General features: G+C 66.4%; 14 protein-coding genes. All 14 read left to right on the top strand.

Features of this window, described 5'->3' with window-relative positions:
• The first annotated feature begins 49 nt into the window (after positions 1–49).
• Complete coding sequence (locus AC1M14_RS19525; RefSeq protein ID WP_102774868.1) at positions 50–691, top strand: peroxiredoxin; 642 nt, start codon at positions 50–52, stop codon at positions 689–691.
• 178 nt (positions 692–869) lie between these two features.
• Complete coding sequence (locus AC1M14_RS19520; protein WP_479730290.1) at positions 870–2,597, top strand: ShlB/FhaC/HecB family hemolysin secretion/activation protein; 1,728 nt, start codon at positions 870–872, stop codon at positions 2,595–2,597.
• 58 nt (positions 2,598–2,655) lie between these two features.
• Positions 2,656–10,815: a two-partner secretion domain-containing protein gene (locus AC1M14_RS19515; RefSeq protein WP_479730289.1), complete on the top strand. Its 8,160-nt coding sequence runs from the start codon at positions 2,656–2,658 to the stop codon at positions 10,813–10,815.
• Positions 10,812–11,579 (top strand): hypothetical protein, encoded by a 768-nt coding sequence (locus AC1M14_RS19510; protein ID WP_479730288.1) that lies wholly within the window; start codon positions 10,812–10,814, stop codon positions 11,577–11,579. The genes AC1M14_RS19515 and AC1M14_RS19510 overlap by 4 nt, the downstream gene beginning before the upstream one ends.
• 51 nt (positions 11,580–11,630) lie before the next feature.
• On the top strand, positions 11,631–12,401 hold the full coding sequence (locus AC1M14_RS19505) for a hypothetical protein (RefSeq protein WP_479730287.1): 771 nt from the start codon (positions 11,631–11,633) through the stop codon (positions 12,399–12,401).
• Positions 12,402–12,632: 231 nt separating this feature from the next.
• On the top strand, positions 12,633–12,725 hold the full coding sequence (locus AC1M14_RS19500) for a DUF6990 domain-containing protein (protein ID WP_479730286.1): 93 nt from the start codon (positions 12,633–12,635) through the stop codon (positions 12,723–12,725).
• A gap of 283 nt (positions 12,726–13,008) precedes the next feature.
• Positions 13,009–13,515 (top strand): contact-dependent growth inhibition system immunity protein, encoded by a 507-nt coding sequence (locus AC1M14_RS19495; protein WP_479730285.1) that lies wholly within the window; start codon positions 13,009–13,011, stop codon positions 13,513–13,515.
• A gap of 148 nt (positions 13,516–13,663) precedes the next feature.
• Complete coding sequence (locus AC1M14_RS19490; RefSeq protein ID WP_479730284.1) at positions 13,664–14,692, top strand: sulfate ABC transporter substrate-binding protein; 1,029 nt, start codon at positions 13,664–13,666, stop codon at positions 14,690–14,692.
• 22 nt (positions 14,693–14,714) lie between these two features.
• A complete protein-coding gene (gene cysT / locus AC1M14_RS19485; RefSeq protein WP_102774956.1) occupies positions 14,715–15,605 on the top strand; it encodes a sulfate ABC transporter permease subunit CysT in 891 nt (296 codons plus the stop codon).
• Positions 15,602–16,501, top strand: coding sequence for a sulfate ABC transporter permease subunit CysW (gene cysW, locus AC1M14_RS19480; RefSeq protein WP_209166666.1), 900 nt, complete (start codon positions 15,602–15,604; stop codon positions 16,499–16,501). The genes cysT and cysW overlap by 4 nt, the downstream gene beginning before the upstream one ends.
• Positions 16,502–16,527: 26 nt before the next feature.
• Positions 16,528–17,592: a sulfate/molybdate ABC transporter ATP-binding protein gene (locus AC1M14_RS19475; RefSeq protein WP_479730283.1), complete on the top strand. Its 1,065-nt coding sequence runs from the start codon at positions 16,528–16,530 to the stop codon at positions 17,590–17,592.
• Positions 17,589–18,329, top strand: coding sequence for a phosphoadenylyl-sulfate reductase (locus AC1M14_RS19470; protein ID WP_479730282.1), 741 nt, complete (start codon positions 17,589–17,591; stop codon positions 18,327–18,329). The genes AC1M14_RS19475 and AC1M14_RS19470 overlap by 4 nt, the downstream gene beginning before the upstream one ends.
• A gap of 40 nt (positions 18,330–18,369) precedes the next feature.
• Positions 18,370–19,278, top strand: coding sequence for a sulfate adenylyltransferase subunit CysD (cysD, locus tag AC1M14_RS19465; RefSeq protein ID WP_102774859.1), 909 nt, complete (start codon positions 18,370–18,372; stop codon positions 19,276–19,278).
• Positions 19,279–19,293: 15 nt separating this feature from the next.
• Entirely contained in the window at positions 19,294–20,592 is a 1,299-nt protein-coding gene (locus AC1M14_RS19460; protein ID WP_111827297.1) for a sulfate adenylyltransferase subunit 1, read from the top strand.
• The last annotated feature ends 13 nt before the right edge of the window (positions 20,593–20,605 follow it).

The raw sequence follows: 20,605 nt of genomic DNA, 5'->3' as shown, positions 1-20,605 counted from the left end.
CGTTTCGGCGGGCGGCCAGCCCCCACTGAATCCGCATACAGGAGATATCATGAGTCAACTACGCCTGGGCGATACCGCCCCCGATTTCGAACAGGAATCCTCGGTCGGCCCGATCCGCTTCCATGAGTATCTGGGCAACAGCTGGGGCGTCCTGTTTTCGCATCCGGCCGACTTCACGCCGGTCTGCACCACCGAGCTGGGCTACACCGCCAAGCTGGCCGATGAATTCGCCAAGCGCAACGTCAAAGTGCTGGCCCTGTCGGTGGACGACACCGACTCGCACACGCGCTGGATCGAAGACATCAACGATACCCAGTCCACCACGGTCAACTTCCCGATCCTGTCGGACAAGGACCGCAAGGTATCCGAGCTCTACGACATGATCCACCCGAACGCCAACGCCACCCTGACCGTGCGTTCGGTGTTCATCATCGACCCCAACAAGAAGGTGCGCCTGATCATCACGTATCCGGCCAGCACCGGCCGCAACTTCAATGAGATCCTGCGTGTCATCGATTCGCTGCAGCTGACCGACAGCCACAGCGTGGCCACGCCGGTGAACTGGGAAAACGGCGACGACGTGATCATCGTTCCGTCGCTGCAGGACGAGGCCGTGATCAAGCAGAAATTCCCCAAGGGCTACAAGGCCGTGCGTCCCTACCTGCGCATCACGCCCCAGCCGGACAAGTAATTCCGGGTTTCATGCCCGGCGCGAACCGCCGCCTTCTCCTTGTGGAAGGCGGCGGTTTTTTCTATGCACGCCGCATGCGCGCAGACATATAGGACGCAATAAAGACGACGGTGCCAGCAAAACGAACTAGCGTTTCTTCGCAGAGATTCATCGAAGCGCTTTTCAATCAAGGGCATCCGTGCGCACCAATAATCCGAAGCGGACGCGCGTCCGGCACGAGGGTTGGCGCAAGGCGCTGTCGGCGGCACTGACGGCGCTGTGCGTTTCCTCCGCGGCCGCGCAGCAGGCCCCGGCCGGGGCCGGCATCGACGCCACCGGCATCCAGCGGCGCCAGCAACAGGAGCTGGATGTCCAGCGCGCCCGCGCGCAGCAGCGTCCCGACGTGCTCTCGGCGCCCGGGGAAGGGCGCGCGCAGCCGCTGGTATTGCCGCGCGAGACTCCCTGCTTCCTGTTGCGCCAGGTCGCCTGGGACGGCCCCGAGCCGCCGTCGCAACTGCGCCGGCTGGCCGCCGCCGTCATCGGCGCCTGCGTGGGCGGGCAGGGCCTGAAGGCGCTGCAAGAGCACCTGCATGCGCGCCTCGTCGAACAAGGTCTGGTCACGGCCCGGGTGCTGCTGCCCGAACAATCGCTGGCTGGCGGCACGCTGACCCTGCGCTACCTGCGCGGGCGCATCGCCGCGGTCCGCAGCGAGGGCGCCGTGGGCTGGTGGCGCACCGCCATGCCCACCGGACCCGGCGGGCCGTTCAACCAGCGCGACCTGGACCAGGCGCTGGAGAACATCCGGCGCCTGCAGGGCCAGGCCGACGCCGTCATCGACGTGGCGCCCGGCGCCGAGCCGGGCGATTCCGACGTCCTCATCAAACCGGGCAGCGGCAAGCGCTGGCACGCCTACCTGGGCGGCGACAACGCCGGCATGGAATCCACCGGGAAGAACCAGATCAACGCCGGCCTGACGCTGGATTCGCCGCTGTTCCTGTACGACCGCCTGTCCGTCTCATGGAACGGCAACGCAGGCCTGCGCCGCGACGACGCGCTGACGCGCGCGGCCTCCATCGACTACAGCGTGCCTTTCGGCTACTGGGCCTTCTCCATCGCGGCCAGCCGCTCGCGCTATCGCCAGACCGTGGCGGGTTTCGACGCACCCATCGTCTACGGCGGCAGCACCCAACGGCTGGACTTCGGCGTGTCGGTGGTTGCCTATCGCAGCAGCCGCTACAAGGGCACCGCGGCGCTGAAGCTGCTGCGCAAACGGGTCGGCAGCCGCGTCAACGACGTCGACATCGCGGTGCAACGCCGCGACGTCGCGGGCTACGAGTTCAGCTACGGACACCGCCAGTACCTGGGCCGCGCCGTGCTTGACGTGGGCGCCGGCGTGCGCGGCACGCTGCCCCGATTTTCCAGGCAGCCCGGCCAGGTCTACGGCGATCCCGCCTGGACCGGCCGCAGCGCCGTTCTCAGCGCCAGCGCCGGCCTGTATCTGCCGTTCGACGCGGCGGGCCGGCAGTGGGTCTACCAGCTCAACTGGCAGATCCAGCATGCCAGGACGGCGCTGGTCCCCGCCGACTATTTCACCATCGGCAACCGCTATGCCGTGCGCGGCTTCGATGGCCAGTCGACGCTGGCCGCCGAAGATGGCTGGAGCCTGCGCAATGACCTTTCGCTGCAGCCCGGCGGCGCCTGGCCGCAGCTGTACGCCGGCCTGGACGCCGGCCGCGTGGGCGGCCCGTCCGCCGCGTCCCTGTCCGGCCGCACCCTGGTAGGCGCCGTCGCCGGCCTGCGCGGACGCTTCGCCATGCCTTACCTGAAAGCCAGCTACGACCTGTCGGCGGGCTGGCCGCTGAAGAAGCCCGCAAACCTCAAGACGCGCCGCACCGTGCTGGCGGCCTCGCTGATGCTGGAGTTCTAGCACAGGGCGAGGCCGCGCCGGCCGTGGGGTTGCATCGATCATCGGGAGTCGCCGCAACATGTCCAAGCTCCGTCGCGCCATCGTCTGGCTGATCCTCTACACGCAGGTCTGGACGCCCGTGCTGGCGCAGGCCCTGCCCATCGCCGTGGACCGCGGCGCGCCGGGTCCGCGCCCCGTGATCGGCGTCAGCCGGGGCGTACCGGTGGTGCAGATCGCGCCGCCGTCCGCAGGCGGCGTATCGGACAACCGCTACACGCAGTTCAACGTCGGCGCCTCCGGCGTCGTGCTGAACAACAGCGGCGGCGCCAGCAGCACGCAATTGGCCGGGCAGATCGGCGGCAACCCCATGCTGGGCAACCGCCACGCGGCCACCATCCTGAACCAGGTCACCGCGCCCAATCCCTCGCAACTGCTGGGCACGCTGGAAGTCGCCGGCCGGCGCGCCAATGTCATTGTCGCCAACCCGGCCGGCATCACCTGCAAGGGCTGCGGCTTTCTGAACGCCGGGCGCGCCACGCTGGCCACCGGCAGGCCGACGGTCGGCCCGGACGGCGGCATCGGCCTGGACGTGGCGTCCGGCACGCTGCGCGTCGAAGGCGAGGGCCTGCTCGGGTCCAACCTGAAACAGCTCGACCTGATGGCGCGGTCGCTGGAGGTCCGCGCCGGCATCTGGGCCGGGCAGCTGAACGTCACGGCGGGCGCGGCGCGCGTGGACTACGGCACGGGCGCGGTCACGGCGCGTCCGGGCGAGGGCCCCGCGCCGGCCCTGGCGGTGGACACGGCGGCGCTGGGCGGCATGTACGCCAACAGCATCCGGCTGATCGGCACCGAGGCCGGCGTGGGCGTGAACGTGGGCGGCAATCTGGTGGCGCTCACGGGCCCGCTGGAACTGAACGCGGCCGGCGACGTAACGATCGCATCCGGCGGCACGCTGCAGTCCGCGCGCGAGCTGCGTGTGACGGCCGCGGGCGACCTGTCGGTCGAAGGCCGCGCGCAGGCCAAGGCGTCGGCGACGCTGCGTGCGGGCGGCAAGGCCTCGGTATCGGGCGAGGCCTGGAGCGATGCGGACCTGGACATCCAGGCCGCGGGCGACCTCCGTCTGGACGGCAGCGCGCTGGCCGACGGCGGCGCCTTGCGCCTGGCCAGCGGCGGCGACCTGTGGCTGGCCGAAGGCAGCCGGGTCTGGGGGCGCGGCGTCCAGGCCACCGCCGGCCGCGGCCTGAGCGCCGACGGCAGGATCGGCGCGGCCGGCAGGCTCGACCTGTCCGCGGGAGGCGACGCGCGCATCGGCGCGGCGGGCGCGCTCGACGCGATGGACACGGCCCGCCTGCGCGCCGATGGCGACGTGACCGTCGCCGGTCAGCTGCGCGCCAATGGCGGCGCCGAGGTCAAGGCGGGCGGCGCGCTGCGCGTGCAGGGCCTGATCGGCTCGGCGCAGGGAACGCTGAACCTCGCGGCCGGCCAGGACCTGAAGCTGGGCGAACGCAGCCACGTCTGGGCCGATGGCGCGCTCGACGCGCGCGCCGGCAATGACATCGAAACCGGCGGCACGCTGGCCGCGGGCGCCGCGATGACGCTGGCGGCCGGCCGCGACCTGCGGCTGGGCGGCACCGTCGCCGCGCTCGGCAAGCGCGGCCCCGGCAAGCTGGCCGCCTCCAGCGGGCGGGATCTGCGCGTCAGGCAGGACGCGCAGGTGCAGGCCGCGGACACGATGGATCTAGTCGCCGGCCGCGACCTGGCCGTTGCCGGCACGGTGACCTCGATCAAGGCGCTGATGCTGGCCGCGGCGCGCAATGCGCGCGTGGACGGTACGGCGGCCAGCGATGCGGCCTTGATGCTGACGGCCCGCGGCATCACGGTCGGCGGCCAAGGGCGCATGCTGGCGGGCGAATCGCTAGGGCTGGATGCGGGCAAGGCGCTCGTCAACAACGGCCTGATCGCCTCCAACGGCCGCGCGGTCCTGAACGCCGGCGCCACGCTGACCAATACCGGCACGGCGATGGCCGGCGGCGATCTCGACGCCCGTGCAGGGCAGGCACTGGACAACGCCGGCCGCCTGGTCGCCGGCGTGGACGCCAAGGGCAAGCTGAGCCGGCCGGGCAGCGTGACGCTATCGGCGCAGACCATCGCGCATGCCGGCGTCACGCTGGCCGGCAAGGACGTGAAGGTGGCTGCCAAGGCGCTGAAGCTGGCGGGCGAACTCAGCGCCACCGGCGACGCCAGCGTTGAAGTGGACGACGAACTGGACAACGCCGGCGGCCTGATCGAGGCCGGCGGCATGCTGGCCGTGTCGGCGGCCAAGCTGATCAATCGCGCCGCACCGCCTGCCACCGACGCGCCGGCGCGCGGCCTGCAAGGCAAGGCGGTCGAGATACAGGCCGACGAGGTCGACAACCGGGGCGGCCTCATCCACGCCGCCCAGGACCTGAAGCTGCGGGTCCGCAAGCTCGACAACCGGGCCGACGGCGAACTGCTGGCCGGGCGCAACAACAACCTTGACGTTTCCGGCGCGCTGACCAACGACGGCCTGATCGACGGCGCCGCAACGGACATCACGGCGCCAGAGCTCATCAACCGCGGCCGCATCTACGGCGACGCCGTGTCGATCGGCGCGAAGAGCCTGCTCAACGACGCCACGGCCGTCATCGCCTCGCGCACCGACCTGGACCTGGGCGTCACCGAGCTGACCAATCGCGAGCACGCGCTGATCTACGCGGCCAGGGACCTGCGCATCGGCGGCGCGCGCGACGCCAAGGGCCGCGCCACGGGCCAGGCGCAATCGCTGCTGAACGCCTCGGCCACCATCGAGGCGGCGCGCGACGCCGATATCTCGGCCGTGCAGCTGCGCAACCGCAACGACCGCTACGCCAGCGAGACGGTGACCGTGTCGTCCACGCCCAAGGTGTATTACTCGCCGGCCGGCACGACCGACATGTACGACGCGCAGGACCACTGGCTGTGCGATGAGGTCACACCCATGTGCGGCAAGGACCCGGCGTGGCTGAGCGACGATCCCGAGCGCCGGTTCCTGCTGCCGTCCGAGCAGTATCCGGCCGAGCGCTACGGCCCGCCCTTTTTCTACAAGGCGGGCATGAAGGACACGTCCCGCGAGAACGTGCCGATCTGGCTGTCCTATACCCCCCCTAACAAAGGCTGCGAGGGCACGGAAACAGAGACATGCTGGTCGTACCCGGAAGAGTTTCGCTATGCCAGGGACGACCGCGTCTGGGGCATATTCGGGGTGACGCCGCCGTCCGGCCCGATGCCCAGATGGTACGAACCAGAGTACTCATGCGAATGGCCCAGCAAAGCGTGCCGCGAGCAGGCCGAACGCCGCGAGGAGTACGAAGCCGCCTACGCAGAATACAAGGCCCGGCACCTGGAGCTGGACAGGCACATCCGGGCCTTCAACCGCGACTTCGCCCGACGCCTGGTCGGCAGCTTCACCTACTACCGGGTCACCGAGACCGTCACCGAAACGCGCACCACTTCGTCCGATCCGGCCCGGATCCTGGCCGGCGGCGCGATGCGGCTGAACGGCGAGGTCATCAACGATAAAAGCCGGATCGCCGCCGGCGGCGATCTGGCGGTGGAAGGACCGGCGGTCCGCAACATCGGCGCCAGCGGCCAGCGGGTCGTCACCCGCGAGGGCACAGCCACCTACACCCAGCCGCGCCGGCGCCACCGCCGGGAAACCACGGTCCCCTACGTCGCCACGCTGTCCAGCGAGTCCGTGGAGGTGCCGGTGGGCACGGTCGGCGGCCACGCCCAGGTCGATCTGCGCGGCCGCGCGCCCGCGCCGGTCGAGGTGCGTAGCGTCTCGGGCTCGGCCGGCATCCCCGACAGCCAGCTGTTCACCGTGGACGGCCGCCCCGACGCGCCTTACCTCGTGGCTACCGACAAGCGATTCGCGGGCCGGGACCCGGCCGTGTCCAGCGACTATCTGCTGGAGCTGCTGCGCGGGGCCGGCGCAGCGGGGCCGGACGCGCGCTTCCTCACGCCCTCGGGCCAGCCGCGGCGCCTGGGCGACGGCCTGCATGAACAGCAGGCCGTGTCCGACCAGATCCTGGCCACCACCGGCCAGCGCTTCCTGGAGAACTACGGCAGCCAGGACGCGCAGTACAAGGCCCTGCTTGCCGCCGGCGCCCGGTTCGGGCGCGAACACGGACTCAAGCTCGGCGTCGCGCTGACCGAGGCGCAGCAGCGCCAGTTGACGACCGATCTGGTCTGGCTGGTCGAACAGACCGTGACACTGCCCGACGGCACCACCCGCACGGTGCTGGCGCCGAAGGTCTACCTGCTGGTGCGCGAGGGCGACCTCAAGGGCGACGGCACGCTCATGGCGGGCCGTACGGTCCGTATCGCCGCGGACGGCGAGGTCGCCAACAGCGGCACGCTCGCCGCGCGCGAGGCCACCGTCGTCGGCGCCGGCCGCATCGTCAACCAGGCCGGCGGCACGATACAGGGCCGCCGCGTCGATCTCGACGCGCGCACGGACCTGAGCAACGTGGCCGCGCGCATCCAGGCCGGCACGGCGACGCTGCGCGCCGGGCGCGACCTCGCCCTGACTTCGACGGCGGAATCCGAGCAGAACGGCAACACCTGGGGCACGCATGTCAGCGGCGTGGCGCGGGTGGACGCCGACCGCCTGGCCATGCAGGCCGGGCGCGACCTGAGCCTGACCGCCGCGCAGGTGCGCGTGCAGGACGACGCGCGCCTGGAGGCCGGGCGCGACATCCGGCTCGACACGCTCACCGAGCGTCACGGCGAACGCATCGTCGCCGACAGGCGCAACCGCCACGACCTCGACACCCGCAAGGAGGTCGGCACGACACTGGCCGCCGGCGGCAACCTGACGGCGGTCGCCGGTCGCGACATCGACGCCCGCGCCGCCGACGTCACCGCCGGCAAGCATCTGGGCGTGGGCGCGCAGCGCGACATCAACCTGCGCGCGGGCGAACAGGCGGGCTCCGCGCGCGACGAAAGCTACTACAAGACCAGCGGCTTCTTCTCGTCCAAGACCACGCACACCATCCAGTCGACCGACTGGACCCGCGCCCAGGGCACGACCTTCACGGGCGAGACCGCCTCGCTGCTGGCCGGCCGCGACCTGAAGCTCGCCGGCGCCAACGCCGGCGCGCAGCAGGACCTGCTCCTGTTCGGCGGGCGCGACGTCGACATCGCCGCGGCCCGCAACACCCAGGACGACTACGACTACAGGATGGTCAAGAAGTCCGGCTTCGGCGCGCTGGGCGGCCTGAGCATCGGCACGCGCAGGCAGACCGACGCCATCGACAGCAAGACGGCCTTGTCGGCCGCCAGCACCGTGGGCAGCGTCGAAGGCGACGCCCGGATCGCCGCCGGCGACCGGCTCGACATCGTCGCCGGCAAGGTGCTGGCGCCCCAGGGCAGCGTCAGCCTGAGCGGCAAACAGGTAAATATCGGCGCCGCGCTGGACACGTCCCGCGAACGCGAGGTCCATGAGATCAAGCAGTCGGGCCTGTCCATCACGGCCAGCAACCCCGTGATCGGCGCGGTGCAGACCGGCCGGCGCATGACGGAGGCCGCCGGCAAGGTCGACAACCCGGTGATGCAGGGCCTGGCCGGCGCCACCACGGGCCTGGCCGCGGTCAATGCCTACGACGCCCTGCAACAGGCGCGCGGCGCGCCCGACGCCAGCGCGCTGCAGCAGGCCGGCGGCGTGAGCATCCAGCTGAGCCTGGGCACGAGCCAAAGCCGCAGCACCACCGACCGCACCACGACCCGCGCGGCCGGCTCGCGCATCGAGGCCGACCGGGACGTGCGCGTCATCGCGCAAGGCGCGGGCCGTGACGCCGACATCACGGTCACCGGCTCGACCCTGTCGGCCGGCGGCAACGCCATGCTCCAGGCCGAAGGCGACGTCCTGCTGCAGGCCGCGAGCAACACCGTCGAACAGAAGACCGACAGCCGCAGCAGCAGCGCCAGCATCGGCCTGGGCCTGGGCGCCGTCAACAGCGGCGTCACGCTGGAGCTGGGCGCTTCCGCGGGCCGGGGCCGCGCCGATGGACGCGACCAGCGCGCCACCCCCAGCCGCGTCACCGCCGGCGACACGCTGGCGCTGCAATCCGGCGGCGACACCACGCTGCACGGCGCATCCGGCGCCGCGGAGCGCATCGTCGTCTCGGCCGGCGACGAGCTGCTGCTGCAAAGCCCGCAGGACAGCAGCCAGTACCAGGCGCAGAACCGGAGCACGGGCATCGGCGCCTCGATCTGCCTGACCGGAACCTGCGTCAGCAGCATCAGCGCCAACGCCGGCGCGGGCCGGATGCAAAGCGACTTCCAGGCCGTCGCCGAGCAGACGGGGCTGCGGGCCGGCGACGGCGGCTTCCAGATCGTGGTCAAGCGCGGCGCCACGCTGATCGGCAGCGTCATCGCCAGCGGCGACCAGGCCGTGGCCGACGCGCTGAACCAACTGAACACCGGCACGCTGGTCGCGCAGGACCTGGAGAACCGCGCCGACTACAACGCCAGCCAGGTCGCGCTAGGAGGAGGCGTCGCCCTGGGCGACGGCAAGGCCGGCATCAATGCGCCGGTGGCGCTGGGCGCCCAAGGCAGCGCCAGCTCGGCCACGCAAAGCGCGATCGGCGCCGGCCGCATCGTCATCCGCGACGCGGCCGCGCAGCAGGACCTGACCGGCATGACGCCGTCGCAGACGATCGCGTCGCTGAACCGCGACACGGCCGGCGCGCACAACGCGCTGCAGCCAATCTTCGACAAGGAAAAGATCGAGGCGGGTTTCGAGATCGCCTCGGAAGCCAGCCGGCAGGTGGGGCAGTTGCTGGCGAATCGGGCGGCCGAGATAGACGCGCTGGAGCGGCGTTCGAAAGATACGTCGCTATCACCGGCCGAACGCATCCAGGCGGCCAAAGCCTATGCCGACTTGGAGACGCAGTGGGGCCTCAACGGTACGTATCGTCAGCTGAGCACCGCGATTCTGGGCGCCGCCAGCGGCAACGTAACAGGCGGCGCAAGCGAGTTCGTTCGGGCCGCGGCCGTCAATTACCTGCAAAGCCTGAGCGCGGCCAAGATCAAGGAACTCAGTCGCCACCTTGGCGGCGAGGGATCGGCCGGGCATGCCGCCTTGCATGCCGTGCTGGGCTGCGCGGGTGCGGCCGCGCAACAGGGCTCATGCGCGGGAGGCGGTGCGGGCGCGCTCTCCGGTGTGGTGCTGAACCAGCTGCTCGAAGGCACCACAGACGCCGAAACCAAGAAGCTGAGCGCGGGGGAAAAGGATGCGCGCCTCAATCTGGCGAACAGCATCATTGCCGGCATCGCCGCACAGATCGATCCTCGGGCGGCAAGCTCGGCTTCCGTGGCTTCGCGCATAGAAAGCGAAAACAACGCGCTTTACCAAAATCGCGACAAGGTCGCGCGCATGAAGGCGCAGTTGTATCAGCAGTTGGAGCAGCGCTGCGGCAGCGACAACGCTTGCTACGAGTCAGGCTTTCAGCGAGCCGACCGAATGGCGGCGGCATATGACGTCACGCTGACGTTGCGCCATTACCCGCCGATGACCCGAGAGATGGCCGACATGCTGGCGCAAGGCGTGTTGGACCTTGCTCCAGGGGTTTCCAACATCAGTGCGCTGTATGAACTGGTGACGGGCGAGACCGCCACGGGTGACGAAGCCAATCGGTACTTCGCGGCAATGGGAATCGTGCCGGTCGTCGGCGGGGTGCTGAAAAAGGGCGCGAAAGCGCCGCAGCTCTTCGCTGCGGCGGATCAGGCAATCGATGTTGGTAAGGTTGGCAAAGCGGGCAGTTCCAGCGCAAAGGCAGCGCGTGATTTACCGCAAGTCACTCTCAATCGTCTGAATGGTCTTGCTTTTGAGCGTCAAGTTGTCGAGGCGTTGGCTCATGTCGGTGCGACGAAGAACACCCAGGCGATAACGGTTCCGCTTGCGAATGGTGCAATCGTGACAACCATTCCCGATTTGTGGGGGAAAACGGTTGGAGGGGTATTGGAGGTTAAGAACGTTATAGATCTTTCAATGTCGAACCAGCTGCGAGCACAGATTGAGTTTGCCTCCAGTGTCCGTCAACCTTTAAATCTTGTTGTGAGCCCCAGGACGACCAATGTGTCGAGGGAAGTGATTGAAAGAGTGCAAGAGACGGGTGGTGGTATTTTCAGGTATGACCCTGCTTCAGGGGAATTAACGAAATTTGAGAGACTATGAAGCCCTACATAAAAATTTCTATTAGAACGAAAATCGAAACAACCGACTGGGCTGTCGGAGAAAAATTCATTGATTCATTGGGTTTGGAAGGCGGTCTGCTGATTCCGGAATTGATTTCGCATAACGCAGACAGGTTTAGAGATCCGTTCGTGGGAAAAGCGCTTTGCAGGGACGTTTGGGCTTCTAAGGTTTTAATGCGTGGTGGAGGATTTTTGCTAGACTATTTTCAGGATTTTGCATGGAAGAGAAGGAGGTTCATTACATCAAAGGGCCGGGTGGCGCATACAAAAAAAGATATAAAAGATCAGCTGGTGCCTGGGTCGATTTCCTTCTACGCTGCTTTTACAGACAAAGTGGATTGGCATAGCGTTTTCAAAACCTGGTGCGAAATTTTTCCGCCTCAGCTAGGAATGCTTCATGTTTTCGCAGGACCCGAGCTGGCTCCGTCGGCAAAATACGATAGTTTCCAGATTGGCTCGTTTAACGCGCTCTTGAAACCTGAGGTGCCGAATATCGGCTGGGCAATGGTTTATGGTGATGAATTCGCTCAGGAGGTGAATGTCCGACGCATTGTCGAGGCGGGATTTGCTATTGAAAATATCGGCAATGGTTATCTGGTCAGGGTTACGGATAGTATTAATGACGTAGTTGACAATTTTTGGCAGTTTTCAAGGCGACGTGCCGAACTTAAGAAGTTGTTCCGAGACGGATTTTTCCTGACCGAAGATGAGCCGCTCCGAGATAAGAATGTTTCTGATGCATGAGCGATTCGGAGCAAGCCCTCGAACTAGCAAATGATTGTGGCGTTGTGGCTTATGAAGCGCTATATAGAGATATCTATTACAACAAGAAAAGAAACAATTGACTGGGCAGTCGGTGAAAAATTCATTGATTCATTGAGTATGGAAGACGGTCTGTTGATTCCGGAATCAATTTCGCATAACGCGGATAGATTCAGGAATTCGTTCGTGGGAAAAGCGTTTTGCAAGGAGGCTTGGGCGTCGAAAGCTGTGCTTCACACTGGTGATGGATTGCCGTCAGATTTTTTTCAGGATTTTGCATGGAAACGAAAGAGGTCGATTGCATCAACAGGATATGTGATGCATACGCTCGAAAACGTCCGAGGGGAGGTGGTGCCAGGGTCAATTTGCTTGACTGCTGTTTTTAGTAGGGATGTGGATTGGAATCGCCTTTTCAGGACCTGGTGCGAAATTTTTCCGCCACAACTGGGAATGCTTCACGTTTTTTCTGGACCCGAACTGGTTCCGTCAGCGCGCCGCAATAGTTTCCAGATTGGCTCGTTTAACGCAGCGTTGAAGCCTGATGTGCCGAATGTAGGTTGGGCAATGTTTTATGGTGATGAATTCGCTCAGGAGGTGGATGTTCGACGCATTGTCGAGGCGGGATTTGTTATTGAAAATATCGGCAATGGCTACTTGGTAAGAGTTACGGATAGTATTAATGACGTGGTAGACGATTTTTGGCAATTTTCAAGGCAACGTGCCGAACTTAAGAAGTTGTTCCGAGACGGATTTTTCCTGACCGAGGATGAGCCGCCTCACGATAGAAATAGATCAAGCGCATAAACGACTGGAAACGGCATCCCAGAAAGAATGCGTTAGCCAGAATAGTGAATGCCGTAGTGGCCTTCCGGTAAGAGGCGAAATAATTACGGGTAGGAAAATAGAAATTTGTCAATCGATGTAAAAAGGTGAAATCCCTCTTCGCCATCCGGTTGCGTTCGCTCGCCGCGGTTGCGTTCGATCGGTGGTGATATCGAACGCTGGAATAGCTACAAGAATAGTTTTGAAAAGGATATGAGACTCGGATTCGTGCCCTACATCACTGTAGACATGATCGATCGAGCGATCCTGATCGCTCAAAAAAAACGTGAAATCATCGAAGAATAGCCAGGATTCAATCTGATTCCTGCGTGAGGCTGTGGCAGTCAAGCGAATAAGCCAAAAAGGCAGTGACGAGACGGATGGCTTAGCGGATGCAAAGGTAGTTGCCAACGCTCATGATCGGTCCGCAGGCCACTCAGAAATTCCCGCAAGCAAACGACGGTAATTCGATCCCAAGCAGAAAGCTCGTTCAGAAATTCGGTCTTATTCCCGACGATTCGCCAAGAGGGTAGGGCTATTCTGAAGGCATTCATATCGATGCCTAACCCTTCTTGAATCAATTCTTGAAATGAACGGGACCATTCAAAAGCTGTGGGCGGAGGTCAAGGCGAATAGGGATTTCATTTTCGTGCAGACCCTATCGGGAAATGTCATTGCGCTTCCCGATCCCAAGGGAAGCAGTTTCTTTCTGTCGCGCGTATCCCCCGATAATGAATTGGGAGCGAGCCTGCTGCAGGCCCTGGCTGCAAGCCGAATGATCGACCCGGAGGACGAGCCAGGGTTTTTCGATGTCAAAGGCCGTGCCACGGAAAAATACAACGAGTGGGTGGCCGCGACGATGGCAAGGTTTTCCTATAAAAGAAAGTCGGATCTCTTTGATCGAATGAAATTCTGCTTCGTGGACGTCGTGGAGGGCGTCCTGATCATATATCCCAGCCACCGCGACAGAAGGGGAGCGTGGACCAGCAAGGGGATAACGAAGGAACACCACGTCACGCTTGCCTATAACAGTTATCCCGATGCGGTCGGCGCAGCGCTTCGTCTGGCCCTGGAACGTTGCAAGGGAAAGGTGTAGCCGGCGTGGCGGGTGCGTCGCCGGCCAGTCCGTCTCGCCGGCCCATCCTATATGCCTCAAAGCGATGAGCAACCAAATAATGATTCGTTCCGTTCAGATCGGCTAGCCCGCAAACTTGCTTCCACGTTGCTAGACACAGGGAGCAGGGATGTCTTTCAGGAAAGCCGGTTGGCTGGCCGCCGTGGCCGCCGTTACGTTGTCGTTCGCCTCCATCGCGCCCGTCCAGGCGCAGCAGAAGCAGACGCTGCTCAATGTCTCGTATGACCCGACCCGCGAGCTGTATCGCGCCATCGATACCGCGTTCGCCGATCAGTACAAGGAACAGGCCGGCGTCGAGCTGACCATACGCCAGTCGCACGGCGGCTCGGGCCGTCAGGCGCGCTCGGTCATCGACGGGCTGGAGGCCGACGTGGTGACGCTGGCCCTGGCCTATGACATCGACGCCATCGCGGACCGCGGGCTGCTGCCCGCCGACTGGCAGGCGCGCCTGCCGCAGAATAGTTCTCCCTATACCTCGACCATCGTGTTCCTGGTGCGCAAGGGCAATCCCAAGCAGATCAAGGACTGGGACGACCTGGTCAAGGACGGGGTGCAGGTGATTACGCCCAATCCCAAGACCTCGGGCGGGGCGCGCTGGAATTATCTGGCGGCCTGGGCCTATGCGCTGGATAAGAACGGCGGCAGCGAGGAGCGCGCCCGGGCTTTCGTCGGCGATCTGCTGCGGCACGTGCCGGTGCTCGATACCGGCGCGCGCGGCGCCACCACCACCTTTGTGGAGCGCGGCGTGGGCGACGTGCTGCTGGCGTGGGAGAACGAGGCTTTTCTGGCGCTCGAGGAGCTGGGGCCGGACAAGTTCGACATCGTGGTGCCGTCCCTGTCGATCCTGGCCGAGCCGCCGGTCGCCGTGGTCGACAAGGTGGTGGACAGGAAGGGCACGCGCAAGGCGGCCCAGGCCTATCTGGAGTTCCTCTATACGCCGGCGGCCCAGGAAATCATCGCGAAGAATTACTACCGGCCCATCGATCCGGCCGTGGCGGCGAAATACGCGGACAAGTTTCCCAAGGTCAAGCTCGTGAACATCGACGACAAGATCTTCGGCGGCTGGCGCAAGGCGCAGAGGGACCACTTCAGCGACGGCGGCACGTTCGACCAGATTTACCTGCCGCAGAAGAAATAGGCGCATCGACCGGACCATGGCCATGACTTCTGCCGCCACTCATACGGCCAGCGCTGCGCCGGCCTTGTTCGCCGCGCGCCGGCGCAGCCCGGGCGTGCTGCCCGGCTTCGGCATCTCGATGGGCTATGCCGTGCTGTACCTCAGCGTGCTGGTGCTCATCCCGCTGGCGGCGCTGCCCATCCGCAGCGCGGCGCTGGGCTGGCAGGGGTTTTGGGACACGGTGGCCGCGCCGCGGGTGGTGGCCTCGTACCAGCTGACGTTCGGGGCTTCGCTGGTCGCGGCGCTGGTGAACCTGGTGTTCGGCACCATCGTGGCCTGGGTGCTGGTGCGCTACCGTTTTCCGGGCAAGAAGATCCTGGACGCGCTGGTGGACCTGCCGTTCGCGCTGCCCACGGCGGTGGCCGGCATCGCGCTGACCGCGCTGTATTCCGAGAAGGGCTGGCTGGGCGCGCCGCTGGCCGAATGGTTCGGCTGGAAGGTGGCGTTCACGCCGCTGGGCATCGTGGTGGCGCTGATTTTCATCGGCGTGCCGTTCGTGGTGCGCACGGTGCAGCCGGTGCTGGAGGACGTGGAGCGCGAGATCGAGGAAGCCGCCGCCAGCCTGGGCGCGAGCCGCTGGCAGACCATTCGCCGGGTGTTGTTTCCGATCCTGCTGCCCGCCCTGATGACGGGTTTCGCGCTGGCCTTCGCGCGCGCCATCGGGGAGTACGGATCGGTGGTGTTCATCGCCGGCAACATGCCCATGGTGTCGGAGATCACGCCGCTGCTCATCATCGCCAAGCTGGAGGAGTTCGACTACGCAGGGGCGGCCGCCATCGCGACCGTGATGCTGCTGCTGTCGTTCGCGCTGCTGCTGGTGATCAACCTGCTGCAAGGCTGGCAGTCGCGCCGCAATCTGGGGAGGCTGGCATGAGCGCATCGGACCGTCCCGCCCACCTGACCGAGCCGCGCTGGGCGCGCGGCCTGCTGCTGACCGTCGCGCTGGCGTTCCTGGCGCTGTTCCTGATCGTGCCCTTGGCGGCGGTGTTCGCCGAGGCCTTCAAGAAGGGCTGGGAGCTGTACCTGGCCGCCATCGTCGAGCCGGACGCGCTGGCCGCGATCCGCCTGACGCTGCTGGTGGCGGCGATCGCGCTGCCGCTGAACCTGGTGTTCGGGGTCGCGGCGGCGTGGGCGGTCACCAAGTTCCAGTTCCGGGGCAAGCAGTTCCTGATCACCTTGATCGATCTGCCGTTTTCGGTGTCGCCGGTGGTGGCCGGCCTGGTGTTCGTGCTCCTGTTCGGCTCGCAGGGCTGGTTCGGCGGCTGGCTGCAGGCGCATGACATCAAGATCGTCTACGCCGTGCCCGGCATCGTCCTGGCCTCGCTGTTCGTGACCTTTCCGTTCGTCGCGCGCGAGCTGATACCGCTGATGCAGGCGCAGGGCAGCGAGGAAGAACAGGCCGCGCTGACGCTGGGCGCCAGCGGCTGGCAGATCTTCTGGCGCGTGACGCTGCCGAACATCAAATGGGGCCTGCTGTATGGCGCCATCCTGTGCAACGCGCGCGCCATGGGCGAGTTCGGCGCGGTGTCGGTGGTGTCCGGGCAGATCCGGGGGCTGACCAACACCATGACCCTGCACGTCGAGATTCTGTACAACGAATACCAGTACGCGGCGGCGTTCGCGGTGGCCTCGCTGCTGGCCTTGCTAGCGCTGGTGACGCTGGTGGCCAAGAACCTGGTCGAGTGGCGCAATGCGCGCCTGCTGCAGCCCGCCGACCAGCCGGCCGAGCATCCCGGCCAGACGGCCCCCATCCAGCCGGCCGCCGCCTGAGACTGGCGGCCCACACGGAGACCAGAATGAGTATCGAAGTCCGCAACCTGTCCAAGCGCTTCGGCGAATTCCGCGCCTTGAACGACGTATCGCTGCACATCGAGACGGGCGAGCTGGTGGCGCTGCTGGGGCCTTCGGGCTGCGGCAAGACGACGCTGCTGCGCATCATCGCGGGGCTGGAGTCGGCCGACGCCGGCTGCGTGCTGTTCGCGGGCGAGGACGCCACGGCGGTGGACGTGCGCCGCCGCCAGGTCGGTTTCGTGTTCCAGCACTACGCGCTCTTCAAGCACATGACGGTGTTCGAGAACGTGGCTTTCGGGCTGCGCGTCAAGCACCGGTCGCAGCGCCCGCCCGAGGACCAGATCCGGCGCAAGGTGCACGACCTGCTGGGCCTGGTGCAGCTGGACTGGCTGGCCGACCGCTATCCGGCGCAGCTGTCCGGCGGCCAGCGCCAGCGCATCGCGCTGGCCCGCGCGCTGGCCGTGGAGCCCAGGGTGCTGCTGCTGGACGAACCTTTCGGCGCGCTGGACGCCAAGGTGCGCAAGGAACTGCGGCGCTGGCTGCGGCGGCTGCACGACGAGCTGCACGTGGCCAGCGTGTTCGTGACCCATGACCAGGAAGAAGCGCTGGAGGTGTCCGACCGCGTGGTGCTGATGAACGCCGGCCGCATCGAACAGGTGGGCACGCCGCGCGAGGTCTGGGAAGCGCCGGCCACGCCGTTCGTGTATGGCTTTCTGGGAGACGTGAATTCGCTGCAGGGCGTGGCCACGCGCGGGGTCTGGAGCGGCGCCGGCCTGTCGCTGCCCGCGCCCGAACTGGCCCAGGCCGAAAGTCAGCGCGCCACCGCCTACGTGCGGCCGCACGAATTCGACATCGAACGCTACCGCGCAGGCGCCGAGGGCATCGCGGTGCGCCTGTCGCACGCCTATCTGGCCGGGCCCAGCGCCTACCTGGAACTGGCGCGCGAGGACTCGGCGGCGCTGATCGAGGCCGAGGTGCCCGAGTCGCGATACCGCGAGCTGGGCCTGCGCGACGGCGAAATCCTTCTGGCGCGTCCGCGGCGGGCGCGCATTTTTGCGGTGCCGGCATGACGACTGAATTTTTTCCCCAACTGGAAGACGGGCTGGCCGCGCGCTGGCGCGAACTGAACCTGACCCTGGCCGACATCCGGCGCCGCTACCCCGATGCGGCGCTGGCTTCGTCGCTGGCCGCCGAGGACATGGTGCTGACGCACGCGCTGTACGCCGCCGGCTCGGACCTGGAAGTCTTTACGCTGGACACGGGCCGGCTGCATGCCCAAACGCTGGGCGTGCTGGACGCGGTGCGCGAGCGCTACGGACGCGAGGTGACCGTGTACCGTCCCGACGCCGAGGCCGTGGCGCGGCACGTGGCCGAGCACGGCGCCTATGCGTTCTACGAGAGCGTGGAACTGCGCAAAGCCTGTTGCGGCATCCGCAAGGTCGAACCGCTCAAGCGCGCGCTGGCCGGGCGCGGCGCCTGGATCACGGGGCAGCGGCGCGCGCAGTCCACCACCCGCGGCGAACTGCCGCTGGAAGAGCGCGACGAGACCTTCGGCCTCTACAAGTTCAACCCGCTGGCCGAGTGGAGCGAGGAGGAGGTCTGGTCCCTCATCCGCGCTTTCGGCATTCCCTATAACCCGCTGCACGACCAGGGCTACCCGTCCATCGGCTGCGAGCCCTGTACGCGCGCCGTGCGGCCGGGCGAGGACCTGCGCGCCGGGCGCTGGTGGTGGGAGTCATCGGACTCCAAGGAATGCGGCCTGCATGCGGGCAACCGGGTCATCTCCGTCGTGGCGCGCGCCGAATGACGCCGCCCCTGAATTCGAAATCTGTTTTAGTGGAGTAGTCATGTCTGCCGTCATCCAACGCAGCCACCTGGATTGGCTGGAATCGGAAGCGATATTCATCCTGCGCGAGGTCGCCGCGGAAAGCGAAAAGCCGGTGCTGCTGTTTTCGGGCGGCAAGGATTCCGTGGTGCTGCTGCGCCTGGCGGAAAAGGCCTTCCGGCCCGGCCGCTTTCCGTTTCCCCTGATGCATATCGACACCGGACACAACTTCGACGAGGTGATCGCTTTCCGCGACGCGCGCGCGGCCGAGCTGGGCGAGACCCTGATCGTGCGCAGCGTGGAGGACTCGATCGCGCGCGGCAGCGTGGTGCTGCGCCGCGAGACCGATTCGCGCAACGCGGCGCAGGCCGTGACGCTGCTGGAGGCGATCGAGGAATTCGGCTTCGACGCCTGCATCGGCGGGGCGCGGCGCGACGAGGAGAAGGCGCGCGCCAAGGAACGCATTTTTTCGTTCCGTGACGAATTCGGCCAATGGGACCCCAAGGCCCAGCGTCCCGAGCTGTGGAACCTGTTCAACACCCGCGTGCACCGCGGCGAGAACATGCGCGTGTTCCCGATCTCGAACTGGACCGAGCTGGACGTCTGGCAGTACATCCAGCGCGAACGGCTGGCGCTGCCTTCCATCTATTACAGCCACGAGCGCGAAGTGGTGCGCCGCAAGGGCCTCTTGGTGCCGGTCACGCGGCTGACGCCGCCGCAGGAAGGCGAGCAGGTCGAGCGCCTGCCGGTGCGCTTTCGCACCGTGGGCGATATCTCCTGCACCTGCCCGGTGGCTTCCGAGGCCGCGGACCCGCTGGCCATCATCGCCGAGACCGCGGTGACCGACATCACCGAGCGCGGCGCCACCCGCATGGACGACCAGACTTCCGAGGCCTCGATGGAGCGCCGCAAGAAGGAAGGCTATTTCTGATCGCAAAGGACGCACATGAACGCACTGAACGAATCCTTTCTTTTTGGCGCCGACGCGGGCGTGCTGCGCCTGATCACCGCCGGGTCGGTGGACGACGGCAAGTCCACCCTGATCGGCCGCCTGCTGTACGACAGCAAGGGCGTGTTCGCCGACCAGCTCGACGCGATCTCGCGCGCCAAGCACAAGCGCGTGGCGGGCGACGGCATCGACTTCTCGCTGCTGACCGACGGCCTGGAGGCCGAGCGCGAGCAGGGCATCACCATCGACGTGGCCTACCGCTATTTCTCCACGCCGACCCGCAAATTCATCATCGCCGACGCGCCGGGCCACGAGCAGTACACGCGCAACATGGTGACCGGGGCATCGACGGCGGACGTGGCCGTGATCCTGATCGACGCCACCCGCGCGGCCGACGGCCAGCTGCTGCCGCAGACCAAGCGCCACAGCACCATCGCGCGCCTGCTGGGCATCCGCCACATCGTGGTGGCGGTCAACAAGATGGACCTGGTGGACTGGGATCGCGCCGTATTCGAACGCATCCGCGATGCCTATGCGGCGCTGGCCGCCAAGCTGGGCATCGCGCATTTCGACGCGCTGCCGCTGTCGGCGCTCAACGGCGACAACGTGGTCACGCTGTCTGCCAACACGCCATGGTACGAAGGGCAGCCCCTGCTGGCGCTGCTGGAATCGCTGGACCTGGCGGCCGACGGGCGCGCTGCGCCGCTGCGCCTGCCGGTGCAATGGGTCGCGCGCCATGACGGCGACCGCAAGGAAGACTTCCGCGGCTACGCCGGCCGCGTGGCCAGCGGCGTGCTGCGCCCGGGCGACGAGATCGCGGTGCAGCCTTCGGGCGTGACGGCCAGGGTGCGCGAGCTGCGCGCCTTCGACCGCCTGCTTGACGAGGCGGTGGCCGGCGATTCGATCACGCTGGTGCTGGACCGTGACGTGGACGTGTCGCGCGGCGACGTCATCGTGCACGCCGCGGCGCCCGCCACGGTTGCGCGCGAGTTCGAGGCCGAGCTGTGCTGGCTCGACGCGCAGGCCTTGAACCCGGCGCGCAAGTATCTGCTGAAGTCGGGCACGCGGCTGACGTCGGCGAAGATCCGCGCGGTGCTGTCGCATCGCGATATCCATGAGCTGCAGGAAGTGGAGAACACCGAAGGCACGCTGCGCATGAACGATATCGGCAGGGTCAGCTTCACCACGCGCGACGCGCTGGCGGTCGACCGTTATGCCGACGTGCCGGCGACCGGGGCGTTCATCCTGATCGACGAAGCCACGCACCAGACCGCTGCGGCGGGCATGCTGCGTTAGGCGGCGGGAGCGG

The sequence above is a fragment of the Achromobacter sp. SX5 genome (genome assembly GCF_056711425.1).
Note: the sequence above shows the minus strand (reverse complement) of the source record. Positions and strands in the feature narration are given on the sequence as shown.

Bases quoted from the DNA above. Each gene is read 5' to 3' on its own strand.
- AC1M14_RS19525 (WP_102774868.1), top strand. From the start codon at position 50: ATGAGTCAACTACGCCTGGGCGATACCGCCCCCGATTTCGAACAGGAA.
- AC1M14_RS19505 (WP_479730287.1), top strand. From the start codon at position 11,631: ATGAAGCGCTATATAGAGATATCTATTACAACAAGAAAAGAAACAATT.
- cysW (WP_209166666.1), top strand. From the start codon at position 15,602: ATGAGCGCATCGGACCGTCCCGCCCACCTGACCGAGCCGCGCTGGGCG.
- AC1M14_RS19475 (WP_479730283.1), top strand. From the start codon at position 16,528: ATGAGTATCGAAGTCCGCAACCTGTCCAAGCGCTTCGGCGAATTCCGC.
- AC1M14_RS19460 (WP_111827297.1), top strand. From the start codon at position 19,294: ATGAACGCACTGAACGAATCCTTTCTTTTTGGCGCCGACGCGGGCGTG.
- AC1M14_RS19510 (WP_479730288.1), top strand. From the start codon at position 10,812: ATGAAGCCCTACATAAAAATTTCTATTAGAACGAAAATCGAAACAACC.
- AC1M14_RS19495 (WP_479730285.1), top strand. From the start codon at position 13,009: ATGAACGGGACCATTCAAAAGCTGTGGGCGGAGGTCAAGGCGAATAGG.
- AC1M14_RS19500 (WP_479730286.1), top strand. From the start codon at position 12,633: ATGAGACTCGGATTCGTGCCCTACATCACTGTAGACATGATCGATCGA.
- AC1M14_RS19515 (WP_479730289.1), top strand. From the start codon at position 2,656: ATGTCCAAGCTCCGTCGCGCCATCGTCTGGCTGATCCTCTACACGCAG.
- AC1M14_RS19490 (WP_479730284.1), top strand. From the start codon at position 13,664: ATGTCTTTCAGGAAAGCCGGTTGGCTGGCCGCCGTGGCCGCCGTTACG.
- cysD (WP_102774859.1), top strand. From the start codon at position 18,370: ATGTCTGCCGTCATCCAACGCAGCCACCTGGATTGGCTGGAATCGGAA.
- cysT (WP_102774956.1), top strand. From the start codon at position 14,715: ATGACTTCTGCCGCCACTCATACGGCCAGCGCTGCGCCGGCCTTGTTC.
- AC1M14_RS19470 (WP_479730282.1), top strand. From the start codon at position 17,589: ATGACGACTGAATTTTTTCCCCAACTGGAAGACGGGCTGGCCGCGCGC.